The organism is Halomonas stenophila (assembly GCF_014192275.1).
GTDB lineage: Bacteria > Pseudomonadota > Gammaproteobacteria > Pseudomonadales > Halomonadaceae > Halomonas > Halomonas stenophila.
In genome coordinates this window covers 314,965-331,582 of the sequence record NZ_JACHXR010000002.1, presented here as the reverse complement: position 1 = coordinate 331,582, position 16,618 = coordinate 314,965, and the positions used below count along the sequence as shown (strand labels likewise).

The 16,618-nt window shown below is 68.6% G+C and carries 12 protein-coding genes; 2 read left to right on the top strand and 10 right to left on the bottom strand.

Annotated features, from left to right (window positions below):
• Positions 1 to 209: 209 nt before the first annotated feature.
• The 3 genes from FHR97_RS05470 to FHR97_RS05460 form a co-directional block, all read right to left on the bottom strand.
• The gene (locus tag FHR97_RS05470; RefSeq protein WP_126485493.1) at positions 210 to 872 is read right to left on the bottom strand and encodes a LuxR C-terminal-related transcriptional regulator; all 663 of its coding nucleotides are present in this window, start codon (positions 870 to 872) and stop codon (positions 210 to 212) included.
• 219 nt (positions 873 to 1,091) lie between these two features.
• Positions 1,092 to 3,041, bottom strand: a complete 1,950-nt coding sequence (acs, locus tag FHR97_RS05465; protein ID WP_183382761.1) for an acetate--CoA ligase — start codon at positions 3,039 to 3,041, stop codon at positions 1,092 to 1,094.
• A gap of 162 nt (positions 3,042 to 3,203) precedes the next feature.
• Positions 3,204 to 3,764, bottom strand: coding sequence for a SprT family zinc-dependent metalloprotease (locus FHR97_RS05460; protein WP_183382760.1), 561 nt, complete (start codon positions 3,762 to 3,764; stop codon positions 3,204 to 3,206).
• Between the two features lie 143 nt (positions 3,765 to 3,907).
• Here FHR97_RS05460 and FHR97_RS05455 point away from each other — a divergent pair, with 143 nt between their 5' ends.
• On the top strand, positions 3,908 to 4,558 hold the full coding sequence (locus FHR97_RS05455) for a YecA/YgfB family protein (protein ID WP_183382759.1): 651 nt from the start codon (positions 3,908 to 3,910) through the stop codon (positions 4,556 to 4,558).
• Positions 4,559 to 4,676: 118 nt separating this feature from the next.
• Here the strand turns inward: FHR97_RS05455 and FHR97_RS05450 are convergent, their stop codons facing one another.
• Complete coding sequence (locus FHR97_RS05450; protein ID WP_183382758.1) at positions 4,677 to 5,798, bottom strand: phospholipase D-like domain-containing protein; 1,122 nt, start codon at positions 5,796 to 5,798, stop codon at positions 4,677 to 4,679.
• A 130-nt stretch (positions 5,799 to 5,928) separates the two neighbouring features.
• Between FHR97_RS05450 and plsB the strand changes: the two genes are divergently transcribed.
• The gene (plsB, locus tag FHR97_RS05445) at positions 5,929 to 8,361 is read left to right on the top strand and encodes a glycerol-3-phosphate 1-O-acyltransferase PlsB (protein ID WP_183382757.1); all 2,433 of its coding nucleotides are present in this window, start codon (positions 5,929 to 5,931) and stop codon (positions 8,359 to 8,361) included.
• Positions 8,362 to 8,368: 7 nt separating this feature from the next.
• On the opposite strand, the gene FHR97_RS05440 is transcribed toward plsB, so the two are convergent.
• From FHR97_RS05440 to ampD, 6 genes are all read right to left on the bottom strand, one after another.
• Positions 8,369 to 9,133 (bottom strand): class I SAM-dependent methyltransferase, encoded by a 765-nt coding sequence (locus tag FHR97_RS05440; protein WP_183382756.1) that lies wholly within the window; start codon positions 9,131 to 9,133, stop codon positions 8,369 to 8,371.
• The gene (gene tsaB, locus FHR97_RS05435; protein ID WP_183382755.1) at positions 9,130 to 9,834 is read right to left on the bottom strand and encodes a tRNA (adenosine(37)-N6)-threonylcarbamoyltransferase complex dimerization subunit type 1 TsaB; all 705 of its coding nucleotides are present in this window, start codon (positions 9,832 to 9,834) and stop codon (positions 9,130 to 9,132) included. The genes FHR97_RS05440 and tsaB overlap by 4 nt, the downstream gene beginning before the upstream one ends.
• A 202-nt stretch (positions 9,835 to 10,036) precedes the next feature.
• A complete protein-coding gene (gene adk, locus FHR97_RS05430) occupies positions 10,037 to 10,693 on the bottom strand; it encodes an adenylate kinase (RefSeq protein WP_183382754.1) in 657 nt (218 codons plus the stop codon).
• A gap of 244 nt (positions 10,694 to 10,937) precedes the next feature.
• The gene (gene aceF / locus FHR97_RS05425) at positions 10,938 to 12,950 is read right to left on the bottom strand and encodes a pyruvate dehydrogenase complex dihydrolipoyllysine-residue acetyltransferase (protein WP_183382753.1); all 2,013 of its coding nucleotides are present in this window, start codon (positions 12,948 to 12,950) and stop codon (positions 10,938 to 10,940) included.
• A gap of 71 nt (positions 12,951 to 13,021) precedes the next feature.
• Positions 13,022 to 15,694, bottom strand: coding sequence for a pyruvate dehydrogenase (acetyl-transferring), homodimeric type (aceE, locus tag FHR97_RS05420; protein ID WP_183382752.1), 2,673 nt, complete (start codon positions 15,692 to 15,694; stop codon positions 13,022 to 13,024).
• Positions 15,695 to 16,032: 338 nt separating this feature from the next.
• On the bottom strand, positions 16,033 to 16,602 hold the full coding sequence (ampD, locus tag FHR97_RS05415) for a 1,6-anhydro-N-acetylmuramyl-L-alanine amidase AmpD (protein WP_183382751.1): 570 nt from the start codon (positions 16,600 to 16,602) through the stop codon (positions 16,033 to 16,035).
• Positions 16,603 to 16,618: the final 16 nt, after the last annotated feature.

Here is a 16,618-nt window from a genome sequence, read left to right as displayed (position 1 = left end):
CTGGAAAGCTGGAAAGCTGGAAAGCTGGAAAGCTGGAAAGCTGGAAAGCTGGAAAGCTGGAAAGCTGGAAAGCTGGAAAGCTGGAAAGCTGGAAAGCTGGAAAGCAGCGTAAATGAAACCGCCTCCGGGGCAAGACCACGGAGGCGTTTTTTCTTCCAGCTTCAGGCTTCCAGGCGCGCAGCGCCGCTCTTCAAGCTACTGACCGGAGGTCAGGACTCGACCTTCGGCGGCTCCACCTCGAGCTTCTGGGCGGCGATCACCGCCTGGGTGCGGGAGTGCACGCCGAGCTTGCGCAGGATGGCGGTGACGTGGGCCTTGATGGTGGCCTCGGAGACATTGAGCTCGTAGGCGATCTGCTTGTTGAGCAGCCCCTCGGTGAGCATGTTGAGCACCCGGAACTGCTGGGGGGTCAGCGAGGCGATGGCCTCGGCGAAGCGGGTCTCCTCTTCGTCGCCCTCGCCCAGGGCGTCGGCCATCTCCGCCGGCAACCACACCTCGCCGTCGAGGATCTCGCCCACCGCCTCGGCGATCAGCGCCAGCGAGGACGACTTGGGGATGAACCCGGAGGCCCCGTAGTCGATGGCCCGGCGCACCACATGCAGCTCGTCGCTGCCGGAGACCACCGCCACCGGGATGTCGGGGGTCTGGCCACGCAGCTGGATCAGCCCGGAGAAGCCATGGGCGCCCGGCATGTGCAGGTCCAGCAGGATCAGGTCGGCATCCGGGTGGCGAGTGACCACCTCGGTGGTGGCCTCCATGGTGTCGGACTCGACGATCTCGGCCTGGGGTGCCAGCTGGCGCAGCGCCTGGGTCAAGGCTGCGCGGAACAGCGGATGGTCATCGGCAACGATGAATTTCTGGGCAAAGGCCATGGATTCTCCTCCGGTTCCGGGAGCAGCGGGACGGGCCGGCCGCCGCCTGCGGGACGCTTTCGTCTTTCACGGCATGTTACCCCATGGTCAAGGTGATGCCCAAGCGCTTGGCAGGCATTGTCGACATTTTTCGATGCGCCATGAAGAAGCCGGCCACACTGGCCGGCTCGGATGACCCACCGATGGGCTGCCCCGGCCAGGCGCGGCAGCCGCTCGCGGTTACTTGATGACGCGATGCGCGATCAGCTCCTCGACCACCGACGGGTCCGCCAGGGTGCTGGTATCCCCCAGGCCATCGCACTCGTTGGCGGCGATCTTGCGCAGGATGCGGCGCATGATCTTGCCCGAGCGGGTCTTGGGCAACGCCGGTGCCCACTGGATGACGTCCGGCGAGGCGATCGGCCCGATGTCCTTGCGCACCCACTGGGTCAGCTCCTTCTTGAGCTCGTCGCTGGGCTCGTGTTCATCGTCCAGGGTGACGTAGATGTAGATGCCCTGGCCCTTGATGTCGTGGGGGAAACCGACCACGGCGGCCTCGGCCACGGCCTCGTGGGCCACCAGGGAGGACTCGATCTCGGCGGTGCCCATGCGGTGGCCGGAGACGTTGAGCACGTCGTCGACCCGGCCGGTGATCCAGTAGTAGCCGTCCTCGTCGCGACGGCAACCGTCGCCGGTGAAGTACATCCCCTTGTAGGCGGAGAAATAGGTCTGCAGGAAGCGCTCGTGGTTCTTCCAGATGGAACGCGCCTGGCCCGGCCAGGAGTCGAGGATCACCAGGTTGCCCTCGGCGGCCCCCTCGAGCAGGTTGCCCTCGTTGTCGACCAGCGCCGGCTGCACGCCGAAGAACGGCAGGGTCGCGGAGCCCGGCTTGAGGTCCATGGCGCCCGGCAGCGGGGCGATCATGATGCCGCCGGTCTCGGTCTGCCACCAGGTGTCGACGATGGGGCACTGCTTGTTGCCGATCACCCGGTAGAACCATTCCCAGGCCTCGGGGTTGATCGGCTCGCCCACCGAGCCCAGCAGGCGCAGGCTGTCGCGCTTGCTGGAATCCATGACGTGGTCGCCGTGGGCCATCAGGGCACGGACCGCGGTGGGCGCGGTGTAGAGGATGTTGACCCTGTGCTTGTCGACCACCTCGCCCATGCGGCCGTTGGTCGGGTAGCTGGGCACGCCTTCGAACATCAGCGAGATGGCGCCGTTGGCCAGCGGTCCATAGACGATGTAGCTGTGGCCCGTGACCCAGCCGACGTCGGCGGTGCACCAGTAGATCTCGCCGTCCTGGTAGTCGAAGACGTACTGGTGGGTCATGGCGGCGTGCAGCAGGTAGCCGCCGGTGGTGTGCTTGAGGCCCTTGGGCGCGCCGGTGGAACCGGAGGTGTAGAGGATGAACAGCGGATCCTCGGCGCCCATCGGCTCGGCCGGGCAGTCGGTGGACTGCGGGTCGACGAGGTCGTGGTACCAGACGTCGCGGCCGTCCTTCCACTCGATCTCGCCGCCGGTACGCTGGACCACCAGCACCTTCTCGGCGACATCGGTGCCCTCGCGGGTCAGGGCCGCATCGACGTTGTCCTTGAGGGGCACCTGCTTGCCGCCGCGCACGGACTCGTCGGCGGTGATCACCACCTTGGAGCCGGCGTCCTTGACCCGCTGGGCCAGGGCGTCCGGGGAGAAGCCGCCGAACACCACCGAGTGGATGGCGCCGATCCGGGCACAGGCCAGCATGGCCATGGCGGCCTCGGGGATCATCGGCATGTAGAGGGTCACGGTGTCGCCCTTGGCGACGCCCAGCGACTTCAGGGCATTGGCCAGCTGGCAGGTCCGATCAAAGAGCTGGCGATAGGTCAGGGTCCTGGAGTCCTTGGGATCGTCGCCTTCCCAGATGATGGCGGTCTGGTCTCCGCGGGTCTCGAGGTGACGGTCCAGGCAGTTGACGCTGGCGTTGAGGGTGCCGTCCTCGAACCAGCGGATGTCGACGTCGTGGGTATCGAAGACGGTGTGCTTGATCCTGGTGGGCGCCTTGAACCAGTCGAGGCGCTTCGCCTGCTCGGCCCAGAAGCCTTCCGGATCATCCAGGGAGCGCTGGTACATGGCCTGATAGGTCGCCTTGTCGACCCATGCCTTGGCGGCGAAGTCCTCACGTACCGGGTAGACGTGCTGCTGATCACTCATGGAAATGCCTCTGTCCTCGGGGTGGCCCCTTCAGGTTGATGAAGCCGGCGGCATTGTGGTTGGTGCCGCCGACGCCATTAGGGTAGTTCCAGCATAAACCGCCCGCGCCCCTACTTCCCCCTAGACATTGGTATGAACAATTTCCTTTTTTATAACAATAGATTAAGACTGTTTTTCAAAGGCCGCCCGACCAACATAGACCAAGGTCTCGGCACACCGCCGGCAGCGATAGGCACGTCCCGAGCGGACCAGTGCATGACGCCGCGTGGTGAAGGCATGCTCCCGGCAGCCACAGCGGTAGCGATGGGGCGCGGGACTGGCGCGGCCGGTATCGAAGCGGTGGGTGACCCGTGGCGCCAGGCCGAACAGCCGGCGCATCACCGCCTGCCACTCATGGCCATGGGGGCGTGCGAGGTGGCCGTCGTCCAGGTGATGGACCAGCCAGTGAGCCATCTCGTGAGGTACCACCTCGACCAGGAAGGCCTGGCGATTCTCGTCGAAGAGCATCGGGTTGAAGCGCAGGCCGCCCCGTCCGAAATGCGCCTGGCCGGCACCCTTGCCGCGCAGGTCGAGCCACACCCGGGGGCGCGGCAGCCCGGGATGTACCTCGCGGCACAGCCGCCAGGCGGCCTCGACCCGCTCATGCAGGGCGTGCTGGCTGGCCGCCCGGTCGAGGGTGGCCAGCCATTGGGGGTCGGGGGTCGGCAGGGCGGGCGTGGTCATGGGATGCTAGAATGGCGTTTCGCGCCCGTGGCGTAAAGGGAGCCCGGCGCGACGAGTGAGCCAGCACCGCACCGGGCGCCACCGGCACGCCGAACGCTCCGATCCCCCATGCCCGACGCCCGAGACAGCCGACGAGAGACCCCATGTCCGACACCGACAAGCCCCAGCCCCAGCCCCTGCTCGATGACGAGGCCCTGGACCGGCTCGACGACTTCCTCGAGTCCGACCGGGTCGATGCCGATGCCCTGGACCTGATCGGGGCCCACGGCTTCCTGGTCGCCCTGGCGGTGGCGCCCCGCGACGTGCCTGCCGCCACCTGGGTGGCGGAGCTGTTCCACGGCGAGCCGAGCTTCGCCGACGAGGCGGAGCGCGAGGCCATGCTCGGGCGGCTCGAGACACTGCGCCGCAACGCCATCGCGGTGCTGGAGGGCGGCGGCCTGCCCGAGCTTCCCTTCGACCTGGCGCTGGGCGGCCTGCCCCCGGAGGAGACACCCATCGGCGACTGGTGTGCCGGCTTCATGGAAGGGGTCTTCCTCGACGAGACGGCCTGGTTCGCCGAGGACGAGGAGGCCGCCGCCACCCTGCTGCTGCCCTTCATGCTGCTCTCGGGGCTGTTCGCCGAGGAGCCGGACATGGCCGAGCTGGCCAACGACGGCGAGCGGCTGGAGGCCCTGGTGGCCCAGCTACCGGAGCTGGTGCTCGACCTCTACCTGCACTACCGGGTGCCGCCCGAGACCCCCAAGCCCAAGCCCCGGCGCAAGGCGCCGGCCGGGCGAGGCAAGCGCAAGAAGTAAGGGGGAAGAGGGAAGAGGGAAGAGGGAAGAGGGAAGAGCAAATTCTATTCTTTTTTTCCCTCTGCCAGGCGCGAAGCGCCGCTCTTCCTTCTTACAGCGGCGCAGCCGCGTTCTCCCGTCATCTCAGCCGGGTCAGCAGCCCGTCCAGGGTGCCGAACAGCCACTCCTTGAGGCGCTGCCAGCGGGGACGGCGCAGCCACATCGCGTGGTGGATCTCGTGGCTGGCAGCGAAGTTGCGCCGGAACAGCGCGGCCACCTCCTCGGCGAAGCGGGCATCCTCCACCTCCTGGTTGGCCTCCAGGTTCCACTGCAGGCTCCAGTGATCGAAGTTGCAGGAGCCCAGGCTGACCCAGTCGTCGGCGAGGGTGAACTTGGCGTGGATGAACGACGGCTGAAACTCGAAGATGCGCACCCCCGCCCGCAGCAGGCGCCCGTAGAAGCGCTGACCGGCATAGCGCACTCCCGGATGGTCATGGCTCTCGCCGGGCAGCAGCAGGCAGACCTCGACGCCGCGGCGGGCGGCCCGCGCCAGGCGCAGGCGCAGGCTCAGGGTCGGCACGAAGTAGGGGGTGCAGATCCAGATGCGCCGCCTCGCCCCACTCACCTGGCGCTGCAGCGAATGGCGGATGGCCTGGTAGCGATAGCCCTGGCCCCAGACCACTCGCCCGCGCATGCCGCCATAACCGTCGTCGCTGGCGGTGGACACGTCCAGGCCGCGCACCAGTTCGGGGGCACCGGCGCCCCGGGTCATCGGCGAGTCCCAGAGCGCGCAGAACAGGCGTGTCCAGTCGGACACCACCGGCCCCTCGATGCGCATCGCCACCTCGTACCAGGCATCGAGGAACTCGTCGACCACGCCGAAACCGCCGGTGAAGGCCACCTTACCGTCCACCACCACCAGCTTGCGATGGTCGCGGGTCAGGTTGCGCGCCAGGGAATGCAAGCCCAGGGGATTGAACCAGCGCAGCGCCACGCCGCCCGCCTCCAGGCGGCGGCGATCCGCCGCCTCGAGCCCCATGGCGCCATAGCCGTCGAGCAGCAGCAGCACGGTCACGCCCCGCTCCACGGCCCGTTGCAGGACCTCGATCAGGGCCGTGGCCAGCCGCCCGGATTCCATCAGGTAGAGCTCGATGAGGATCGAGTGGCGGGCGCCGTCCACCGCCTCGAACATGGCCGGCAGGAAGCGTGCCGCCTCCGGCAGCAGCTGGAAGTGATTGCCGTCTCGCCACATGCCGTGCATGGCCCGCATCCCTGTCCGTCGTGACTGCCGGTATTGACGCACGTTTGCGGCGGCGGGAAAAGCCGGGACGCCTGACCCGCCCGACCCGCCCCGCTATACTGGCCGCTCATTTCCTCGCAGGGGCATCCGGATGGCCTCACCGATCAGCGCACTGCACGCCCCCCTACGGCGACTGCTCACGGCCTGGGTCCAGGTGCGCCGGATCGAGCCGGCCCCGGAGGCGCTGGGCCTCGACCCCGCACTGCCCACCGTCTACGTGCTGCCCCGGACGTCCCTCTCGGATGCCCTGCTGCTGGAATCCCTGGCCCACCGCCATGGCCTGCCGCCGGCGGACGCCCCGCTGCGCCTGGGCGGGCACGAGGTGCGGGCGCGGCTGGCCCTGCCGTCCCTGCGGCGGCGCCTCTGGCGCCGCCCCTATAGCGGGGCACCCTTCGAGGCGCTGATCGCCGCCAGCCACGCCCTGCCCCGGGACATCCAGCTGGTGCCGGTGAGCATCTTCTGGGGGCGCGCCCCGGGCAAGCGCTTCGGCCTCTGGCACCTGCTGGCCGCCGACAGCTGGCGGCTCACCGGCCGCTTGCGCCGCCTGCTCTCGGTGGCGGTCAACGGTCGCGACGTGGAGGTTCACTTCGGCGCCCCGCTGCGGCTCTCCGAACTCGATGATGGCCGCGAACCGGCGCTCACCAACCGCAAGGCGGCCCGCCTGCTACGGACCCACTTCCGCCGCGTCCGCACCCAGGTGCTGGGCCCGGACCTCTCCCACCACCGCACCCTGGTCGAGGGCGTGGTGGGAAGCCCCGAGGTCCGCCGAGTCATCGAGGAGCTCGCCGGCGACGACCCGCGGGCCCGAGCCCGGCTGCGGCGGCGCGCCCGTCGCTACGGCCGCGAGATCGCCTCGAACATGAGTTACCCGGTGATGCGCTTCCTGCACGGCGTGCTGCGCCGGCTGTGGAACCGTCTCTACGACGGCGTCGATGTCCAGGGGCTGGAGGCGATCAAGGCCCTGGCCGGCAACCACACCCTGGTCTATGTACCCTGCCACCGCAGCCATATCGACTACCTGCTGCTGTCCTACGTGCTCTATGACCATGGCCTGATGCCGCCGCACATCGCCGCGGGCCGCAACCTGGACATGCCGCTGGTCGGCCCCCTGCTGCGACGCGGCGGGGCCTTCTTCATGCGCCGCAGCTTTCGCGGCCAGCCGCTCTATGCCGAGGTGTTCAACGGGTACCTGCATCGCCTGCTGGCCGCGGGCCATCCCCTGGAGTACTTCATCGAGGGAGGCCGCTCGCGCAGTGGCCGGATGCTGCCGGCGCGGCCGGGCATGCTGGCCATGACCCTCGATTCCTTCCTGCGCAGCCGCCGCCACGGCGCCCAGCCGCTGGCCTTCGTGCCGGTCTATATCGGCTACGAGCGGGTCCTGGAAGACGTCACCTACCAGCGTGAGCTCGCCGGCAGTCGCAAGCGCAAGGAGACCCCGCTGGGCCTGCTGCGAGTCCTGGGGCGGCTGCGCCAGCCCCATGGACGCGTCGCCGTGAACATCGGCGAACCGCTGGAGTTGGCGGCCTTCCTCGACCGCCAGCGTCCGGACTGGCGGGACGCCGTCGGCGAGGGGCGCCCCTGGCGCGACGAGGTGGTCCTGCGACTCGGCGAGGCCCTGACCCGGCGCGTCAATGCCGCGGCGGCGCTCAACCCGGTCAACCTGGTGGCGCTGGGCCTGCTGGCGACACCCCACCATGCCATCGAGGCCGATCTCCTGGAGCGCCAGCTGGCGCTGCTCGTCGACCTGCGTCGCCCGCGCCCCGGCGGCCCCCAGCGGGGCCTGCCGGCGGGCAGCCCCCGGGACTGGCTCGACGAGGCCCGTGCCCTGGGGCTGATCGCCTACCGTCCCCATCCGCTGGGCGACATCGTCACCGCGGACGAGCGCCAGGCCGGCCTGCTGGGCTGGTACCGCAACAACGTGCTGCACCTCTTCGCCCTGCCCGGGATCACGGCCTTCGCCTTCCGCCACCATGCCTACCATGGCCCCGACGACCTCGAGGCCCTGCTCGCGCCGATCTGGCCGGTGCTGGCCAGGGAGCTTTCCCTCGAGTCGCCGCCCTCGCTGCGCACCGCCCTGGACGAGGTCCTGGCCCAGCTCGGCGCGGCGGGACTGCTCGAGCGCGACGGCGACGGCTGGCGCCGGCCGGCCTCGCTGACCGGCGACGAGCAGCTGCGGATGCTGGGCCGGCTGATGCAGCCCTCCCTGGAGCGGGGCTACCTGCTGCTCTCGGCGCTGCTCGGCGAGCCCCCCGGCCACTTCACCGCCAGGACCCTGGGCGACCATGCCCGCCAGCTGGCCGAGCGCCTGGCCCAGCTCACCGGGCGGGCGGCACCGGAGTTCTTCGATGCCCGGCTGTTCGCCGGACTGGTGGCGAGCCTGGAGGCCGAGGGCTGGCTGTGGATCGACGAGGGACGGCTGCACTACACGCGGGCGCTGCGCGAGACCGCCAGCCGCAGCCGGGCGCTGTTCGCCCCGGCGCTGCGCCATCGTCTGCAACGGGTCGCCCGCCAGAGTGAGGCCTGAGACGCGCTCAGGGTGGGGTCAGGGCACGATGGACATAGAGGTCGTAGCGACTGGTCTTGCCCTCCAGCACATGCCGCGGGGCGGGGCCGGAGATGGGCGGGGCCTTGCGCGGTCGCTTGACCACCACGCGGTGGGTGGCCACGTCCAGCGCCGCCTCGAGCAGCCGGGGCGCATCGGCATCGTCCCCGGCAAGCTCCCGGAACAGGCGCATCTCCTTCTTGACCAGCGCCGACTTCTCGCGGTGGGGAAACATCGGGTCCAGGTGGACGACCTGGGGCGCGACGCCGCCATTCGCCACCAGGGACGCGAGATCCCTTCCGGCGTCGCCATGGGCGAGGCGCATCCGCGCGGCGATCTCGGCGGTATCCGCATCCGCCCGGGCGCGGGCCAGGCCGTCCTCGAGCAGGGCGGCGATGGCCGCGACCCGCTCGATCATCAGCACCTCGGCGCCCAGCGCGGCCAGCACGAAGGCATCGCGGCCGAGCCCCGCCGTGGCATCCACCACCGAGGGCGTCACGCCCCGGGCAAGCCCGCAGGCCCGAGCGATGAGCTGGCCCCGGCCGCCCCCGAAACGGCGGCGATGGGCCGCGCGACCGGCGACGAAGTCCACCGCCAGGGGCTTGCCGTAGGCGCGGGGGTCGCCGGCCAGCACCAGCCGGCCATCCTCGCGGCGCAGCACCAGCGATGCCTCGGCCCCGTCCGGGCTCTCGCGGCCGGGCAACCCCCAGCGGTCGGCCAGGGCGACATCGCCCTCGACCGCCACGCCGCTCATCGGCTCTTCCGCCAGGCGACCCGGTCGCGCAGGTAGACCGGCTGTACCTCATGGGCGGGTCGTCCCTCGCCCGCGGCGAAGGCCTCGACGGCCAGCAGCACCATGTCCTCGGCGGCGGGCTCCATCTCGGGCAGGCACTGGCTCAGGCCGGCCTGGACCTGGGCCGGCATCTGCTCCCACAGGGCCCAGCCGGAGCCGACGCCCACCCAGTCATGGTCGGCATGGTCGGGGGGCAGGCACAGCCGTGAAGGTGGCAGCACCGCCTCCGCCAACAGGGCCTCGACCCGGCCCTCCCGGCAGCGCCAGGCCGCGGCATAGACCTCGCCCATGCGGGCATCCAGGGCGGTGAACAGGTAGCGGTAATGGTGGCGACGGTGGGCGCCCAGGGCCAGCGCCGCCAGGGTCGAGACACCCAGCAGGGGGCGGTCCAGGCCAAACGCCAGGCCCTGGGCGGTGCCGGCGGCGATGCGCAGTCCGGTGAAGGAGCCCGGCCCCCGGCCATAGGCCACCGCATCCAGGTCGGCGGGCGCCACGCCGGCCTCGCCGAGGACCTCGTCGACCATCGGCAGCAACCGACGGGTGTGGGCACGAGGGGTGAATTCGAAGCGGGAGATCAACTCATCGTCGACACCCTCGCGACGCCGCAGCAGGGCGGCGGAACAGGCGCTCGAGGAGGCATCCAGGGCCAGCAGGATCGGCATGGGAAGTCACGCAGTGGCGAAAAGTGTCGGGGCATTATACGACAACGGCCCGCGGATGCGGGCCGTGGTGATCGTCGAGTAGAGCCATCGCCGTTGGGTTAACGAGGGGCGCCGGGGACAGGTCATAGAGGGGGGCCTGTCGACGGATCAGCCCCGAGCGACCACGCTAAAGGCGATAAGCCCTGGGTCGGTTGAGAGCGACTCAGCCCTCCAGGGCGTCGATTACCTGCCTGGTGATGTCATCGACGCTGCCGACGCCCTCGACCCGATGATAGGCCGGCGCGGCGTCCGGGTCCTGCCGGGCCCACTCCTGGTAGTACTCGACCAGCGGCGCGGTCTGGTCGTGGTAGACCGCCAGGCGGTTGCGCACGGTGGCCTCGCTGTCGTCGTCGCGCTGGATCAGCGCCTCGCCGGTGACGTCGTCCTTGCCCTCTTCCTTGGGCGGATTGTGGTCGACGTGATAGACCCGGCCCGAGGCCGGATGGACGCGGCGACCCGCCAGGCGATTGACGATCTCCTCGTCGGGCACGGCGATCTCCAGGACATGGTCGATCTTCACGCCGGCATCCTTCATGGCATCCGCCTGGGGGATGGTCCGCGGGAAGCCGTCGAACAGGAAGCCGTTGGCGCAGTCCGGCTGGGCGATGCGCTCCTTGACCAGGGAGATGATCAGGTCGTCGGAGACCAGGCCACCGGTGGTCATGATCTCCTGGACCTTGAGACCCAGCTCGCTACCTTCCTTGACCGCCGCCCGCAGCATGTCGCCGGTGGAGATCTGCGGGATGCCGAAGCGCTCGCAGATGAACTGGGCCTGGGTGCCCTTGCCGGCACCCGGGGCGCCCAAGAGGATCAAACGCATGGAAATTGCTCCTTGAGGTGATGAAATCGCATAGACGAAGAATAGGATGAAGCGAACGATACCCGGGCCATCTTCGCCAGACAAGCGACGGACTGCCGCAGCGGCCGCCAGGAAGACAAAAAGCCCCTCTGCCTCAAGGCATTAAGGGGCAAATAGAACTTTGGTATCCTCGTCGGGACGGGCGGTCGGCAGAAACGCCGACGGCGCCTCGTGGCGCCGTCGGTCGTGGCTCCCCCGTTCCCGATCAGAGCAGCAGGCGACGGATGTCCGTCAGCACCTGGCCGAGGAAGGCGGTGAACCGGGCCGCATCGGCGCCGTTGACCGCCCGGTGGTCATAGGAGAGCGACAGCGGCATCATCAGTCGCGGCTGGAAGGCCGCGCCGTCCCACACCGGCTTCATGGACGCCTTGGAAACGCCGAGGATGGCGACTTCCGGGGCGTTGACGATGGGCGTGAAGGCGGTGCCGCCGATGGAGCCCAGGCTGGAGATGGTGAAGCAGCCACCGGTCATCTCCTCGCGCTTGAGCTTCTTCGACTGCGCCTTGCCGGCCAGTTCCACGGACTCCTTGGCCAGCTCGATCAGCGATTTCCTGTCGGCGTCGCGGATCACCGGGACCATCAGGCCATCCGGGGTGTCCACGGCGACGCCGATATGCACGTACTTCTTGTGCACCACGGTCTCGCCGTCGCTCTTCAGGCTGACGTTGAACTGCGGGTACTTACGCAGCGCGAAGGCACAGGCCTTGATCAGGAAGGGCAGCGGCGTGAGCTTGGCGCCCTGGGCTTCGGCCTCGGCCTTCATCGACTTGCGGAAGGCTTCCAGTTCGGTGATGTCGGCCTCGTCGAACTGGGTCACATGGGGCAGGTTGACCCAGCTGCGATGCAGGTTGGTGGCGCCCATCTTCATCAGGCGCCCCATGGCCTTCTCCTCGACCTCGCCGAACTGGCTGAAGTCCTGGTCGGGGATCGGCGGGATCCCCGCGCCACCCGCGGCGGCGGCCGCAGGAGCGGCGGCCGGTGCCTGGGCCTTGCCTGCCATGACCTGCTTGACGTAGGCGTGCACGTCCTCCTTGAGCACGCGCTCCTTGGGACCGCTGGGCTTGACAAGGCCGAGGTCGACGCCGAGTTCGCGGGCCAGCATGCGCACCGCCGGACCGGCATGCACCAGCTTGCCGTCGCGGGGCTTGTGGGCGGCCATCTGGGCCTCGGGGCTGGGCCGACCCGCCGGGGCGGCCGCCTGCTTCTCGGCGACGGCCGTGGACGTCTCGGCCGTCGCCTCGGCCTTCGCCGCGCTCTTCTGCGGAGCGGCCTTGGGCGCGGGCTTGGCGCCCACGGTCTCGATATAGCCGATCAGGTCGCCCTCGGAGACGGTGTCGCCCTCCTTGACGGTGAGTTCGACCAGCGTGCCCTTGAAGGGGCTCGGCACGTCCATGGAGGCCTTGTCGGACTCCAGGGTGATCAGCGGGTCTTCCTCGTCGACCGGGTCGCCGACGCTGGCGGCGATCTCGATCACCGGCACGTCGCTGGAGCCGGACAGGTCGGGCACGCGGACCTCGCGCCGCTCGGGCTCGCCACTCGCCGCAGGCTCGGACGCCGCTTCCGCCTGGGGCTCGGAAGCCGGGGTCTCGGCCGCGGGGGTCTCGGCAGGTGCCTCGGCCTCGCCGCCGGCACCTTCGACCTGCATGGTACCGATGACATCGCCCTCGGAGACGGTGTCGCCCTCCTTGACCGTCAGGCTGACGATCTTGCCGGCATGGGGACTCGGCACGTCCATGGAGGCCTTGTCGGACTCCAGGGTGATCAGGGTGTCTTCCTCGGCGACCTCGTCGCCTTCGGCCACCGCCACCTCGATGATCTCCACATCGCTGGAGCCCCCCAGGTCGGGGACGGTGATATCGACGGTGCGGCTGCCGCCGCCGGCGCTCCTGGCCGCCGGCGCCTCGGGCTCGGGAGCCGGCTCGCGCGCGGCGGCCGGGGCCTCGGCGGTCTCACCGGCCTCGCCACCGGCATCACCGCCACCCTCGGCCTCGATCTCGACGATATCGTCCCCCTCGGAGACGGTGTCGCCCTCCGTGACCAGCACCTTCAGCACCTTGCCGCCCTTGGGGGCGGGCACGTCCATGGAGGCCTTGTCGGATTCCAGGGTGATCAGGGTGTCCTCGGGCTCGATGACGTCGCCTTCCGACACCGCGATCTCGATGATTTCCACATCGGTATCGCCACCGATGTCGGGCACTTTGATGATTTCGCTACTCAAGGTCGCGCTCCTTCAAACTCTTGACGGGGGCGGGCCCGACGGACCCGCCATGCCACCGGTCGGTCGACGCCTCACACCTCAAGCGGGTTGGGCTTGTTGGGGTCGATGCCATACTTCTCGATGGCCTCGCCGACGACCTTGCGATCGATCTCGCCGCGCCCGGCCAGCGCCTTGAGCGCGGCCACGGTGACGAAGTAGCGGTTGACCTCGAAGAAGTGACGCAGCTTCTCGCGGGTATCGGAGCGGCCATAGCCATCGGTGCCGAGCACATGATAGTCGGTCGGCACCCAGGCGCGGACCTGATCGGCGTACAGCTTCATGTAGTCGGTGGAGGCGATGGCCGGGCCCTGACGCCCCTCCAGGCACGTCGTGACATGTGGCTTGCCGGGCTCGTCGGCCGGCTTGAGGAAGGCCTGACGGTCGATCTCGAGGGCCTCGCGACGCAGCTCGTTGAAGCTGGTCACGCTCCAGATGTCGGCACCCACGCCCCAGTCCTCGGCGAGCAGCTCGGCGGCGGCCTCGACCTCGCGCAGGATGGTGCCGGAGCCCAGCAGCTGGACGCGTCCCTTGTCGCCCTGAGTCTCGCGCAGCAGGTACATGCCCTTGATGATGTCCTCGGCGGGCACCTCCTCCAGGGCCGGCTGCTCGTAGTTCTCGTTCATCACCGTCAGGTAGTAGAAGCAGTTCTGCTTGTCGGCGAACATGCGCTTCAGGCCGTCCTGGACGATGACCGCCACCTCGTGGGCATAGGTCGGGTCGTAGCTGCGGCAGTTGGGGATCATCGACGCCTGGAGGAGGCTGTGACCGTCCTGGTGCTGCAGCCCCTCGCCGTTCAAGGTGGTGCGACCGGCGGTGCCGCCGACCAGGAAGCCCCGCGCCTGCATGTCGCCGGCGGCCCAGGCCAGGTCACCGATGCGCTGGAAGCCGAACATCGAGTAGTAGACGTAGAACGGCAGCAGGGTGGTGGCGTTGTTCGCGTAGGAGGTCGCCGCGGCGATCCAGGCCGACATGGCCCCGGCCTCGCTGATGCCCTCCTCGAGGATCTGGCCCTTCTGATCCTCGCGGTAGAACATGATCTGGCCCTTGTCGACCGGCTCGTACTTCTGGCCCTCGGAGGTGTAGATGCCGAGCTGGCGGAACATGCCCTCCATGCCGAAGGTACGCGCCTCGTCGGGGATGATCGGCACCACCCGATCGCCGATCTTCTTGTCCTTGACCAGGCCGTTCAGGATGCGCACGAAGGCCATGGTGGTGGAAATCTCGCGGCCCTTGGACCCGCCGGTCTGGGAGGCGAAGGTCTTGTCCTCCAGGGACGGGATCGGCAGCGACTCGAAGTCGCTGCGGCGGCTCGGCAGGTAGCCGCCCAGGCGCTCGCGCTGGAGATGCATGTACTTCATCTCCGGGGAATCATCCTCGGGCTTGTAGTACGGGACCTCCTTGAGCTGCTCGTCGGACAGCGGAATGCCGAAGCGGTCGCGGAACGTCCTGAGCGCCTCGTATTCCATGGTCTTGACCTGGTGGGCCTCCATGGCGGCCTCACCCTCGCCGCCGCCCATGCCGTAGCCCTTGACGGTGTGCGCCAGGATCACGGTGGGCCGGCCGTTGGCGTTCTGGGTCGCCTCGTGGTAGGCCGCGTAGACCTTGAACGGGTCGTGGCCACCGCGGTTGAGCTTCCAGATGTCCTCGTCGGACATGTCCTTGACCATCTCGGCGGTTTCCGGGTACTTGCCGAAGAAGTGCTCCCGGGTGTAGGCGCCGCCGAGGGCCTTGTAGTTCTGGTACTCGCCGTCGACCGCCTCGTCCATGCGCTTCTGCAGGACGCCCTTCTTGTCCTTCTCGAACAGCGGGTCCCACAGGCGGCCCCAGACCACCTTCTGGACGTTCCAGCCGGCGCCGCGGAACACGCCCTCGAGCTCGTCCATGATGCGCGAGTTGCCGCGCACCGGGCCGTCGAGGCGCTGCAGGTTGCAGTTGATGACGAAGATCAGGTTGTCGAGCTTCTCGCGGCTCGCCAGGTGGATGGCCCCCAGGGACTCCGGCTCGTCGCACTCGCCGTCGCCCATGAAGCACCAGATCTTGCGATCGTGCATGTCCTTGAGTTCACGCGAGTGCAGGTACTTCATCACGTGAGCCTGGTAGATCGCCTGGATCGGCCCCAGCCCCATGGACACGGTGGGGAACTGCCAGAAATCCGGCATCAGCCAGGGGTGCGGGTAGGAGGACAGGCCGTCGCCATCCACCTCCTGGCGGTACTTGTCCATCTGCTCTTCGGTCAGGCGCCCTTCCAGGTAGGCACGGGCATAGATCCCCGGCGCCACGTGGCCCTGGATGTACACGAGGTCACCCTCGAAGTCGCCGTTGGGAGCCCGGAAGAAGTGGTTGAAGCCCACGTCGTAGAGGGTCGCCGCCGACATGAAACTGGCGATGTGGCCGCCGAGGCCCGGGTTCGCGCGGTTGTTGCGGATCACCTGGGCGATGGCGTTGTAGCGGATCACCGAACGGATGCGACGCTCCATGAAGAGATCGCCCGGCATCGGCGCCTCGCGGTGCACCGGGATGGTGTTGCGATGCGGCGTCGTCACCGAGAAAGGTACCTGCATGCCGTCGCGGCGCACGCGGTCGGCCAGGCGGGTCATCAGGTACCGGGCGCGGTCCTCGCCCTCGCGATCCAGTACCGATTCCAGGGAATCCAGCCATTCCGTGGTTTCGACCGGATCGAGATCTTCTCGTGTCTCAAGACTCATAGACGTCTCTCCGAATGACGTGGGGGCAACAGCCCCGCAACAAGGGGGTGTAGCGTTTTAATGACGGTCATGAAGGGATCACCTCCAAGCCGTTGTCCTAGGTTGTAGTCGTTTTACAAGTCAACGCGACCCATGTCGGTGGGTGCGCCGAAGATACCGTAAACGCTCGCGGCTGCCAATTAGAGCAGGATTGAAAAATATTTTCAAAAAACCAGCAGACCGCCCAGTCACTGGCCAGCCGGGGCCTCCCGCCGAACGTAGACGCTCGAGAAAGGCCCCGGCCAGGCCGCACCACCCGTGGCAACCGGCGAGGAGCGCACGATATTATGCATGTTTTATTACGCATAAATGTCGGCCGCCACCAACTGCTGACGAAAGTAGGCCCAGTCGAAGGCCGGCCCGGGGTCGCTCTTGCGTAATGGCGCGACATGGGCATGGCTGGTGATGCGCTCGGGCGTGAGCGCCGGATAGCTCGCCTGCAAGGCCCGGGTGGCCGCCGCCAGGGCTCGGTACTGGGCCTGAGTGTAGGGGGACACCTCGTCCCCTTCCAACTCGATACCCACCGCGAAATCGTTCAGCGCCTGGCGCTCGATCCCGCCATCCCGCCAGCACGAGCGACCGGCGTGCCAGGCTCGCGCCTGGAAGGGCACGAATTGCACGCACTCGCCGTCGCGGCGGATCAGCAGGTGCGCCGAGACCTCGAGGCCGGCGATCGCGGCGAAGAAGGGATGCCCGGCCGGATCGAGGCGATTGGTGAACAGCCGCTCGATCGCATCGCCACCGAACCGCCCCGGCGGCAGGCTGATCGAGTGCAGCACCAGCAACGAGACCTCGCCGTCCGGGCGCACATCCTGATGGGGTGACGGCACCCGGCGGGCCCCCTCGAGCCAGCCATCGTGAATCGGCATCTTTCCCCCTGACGTC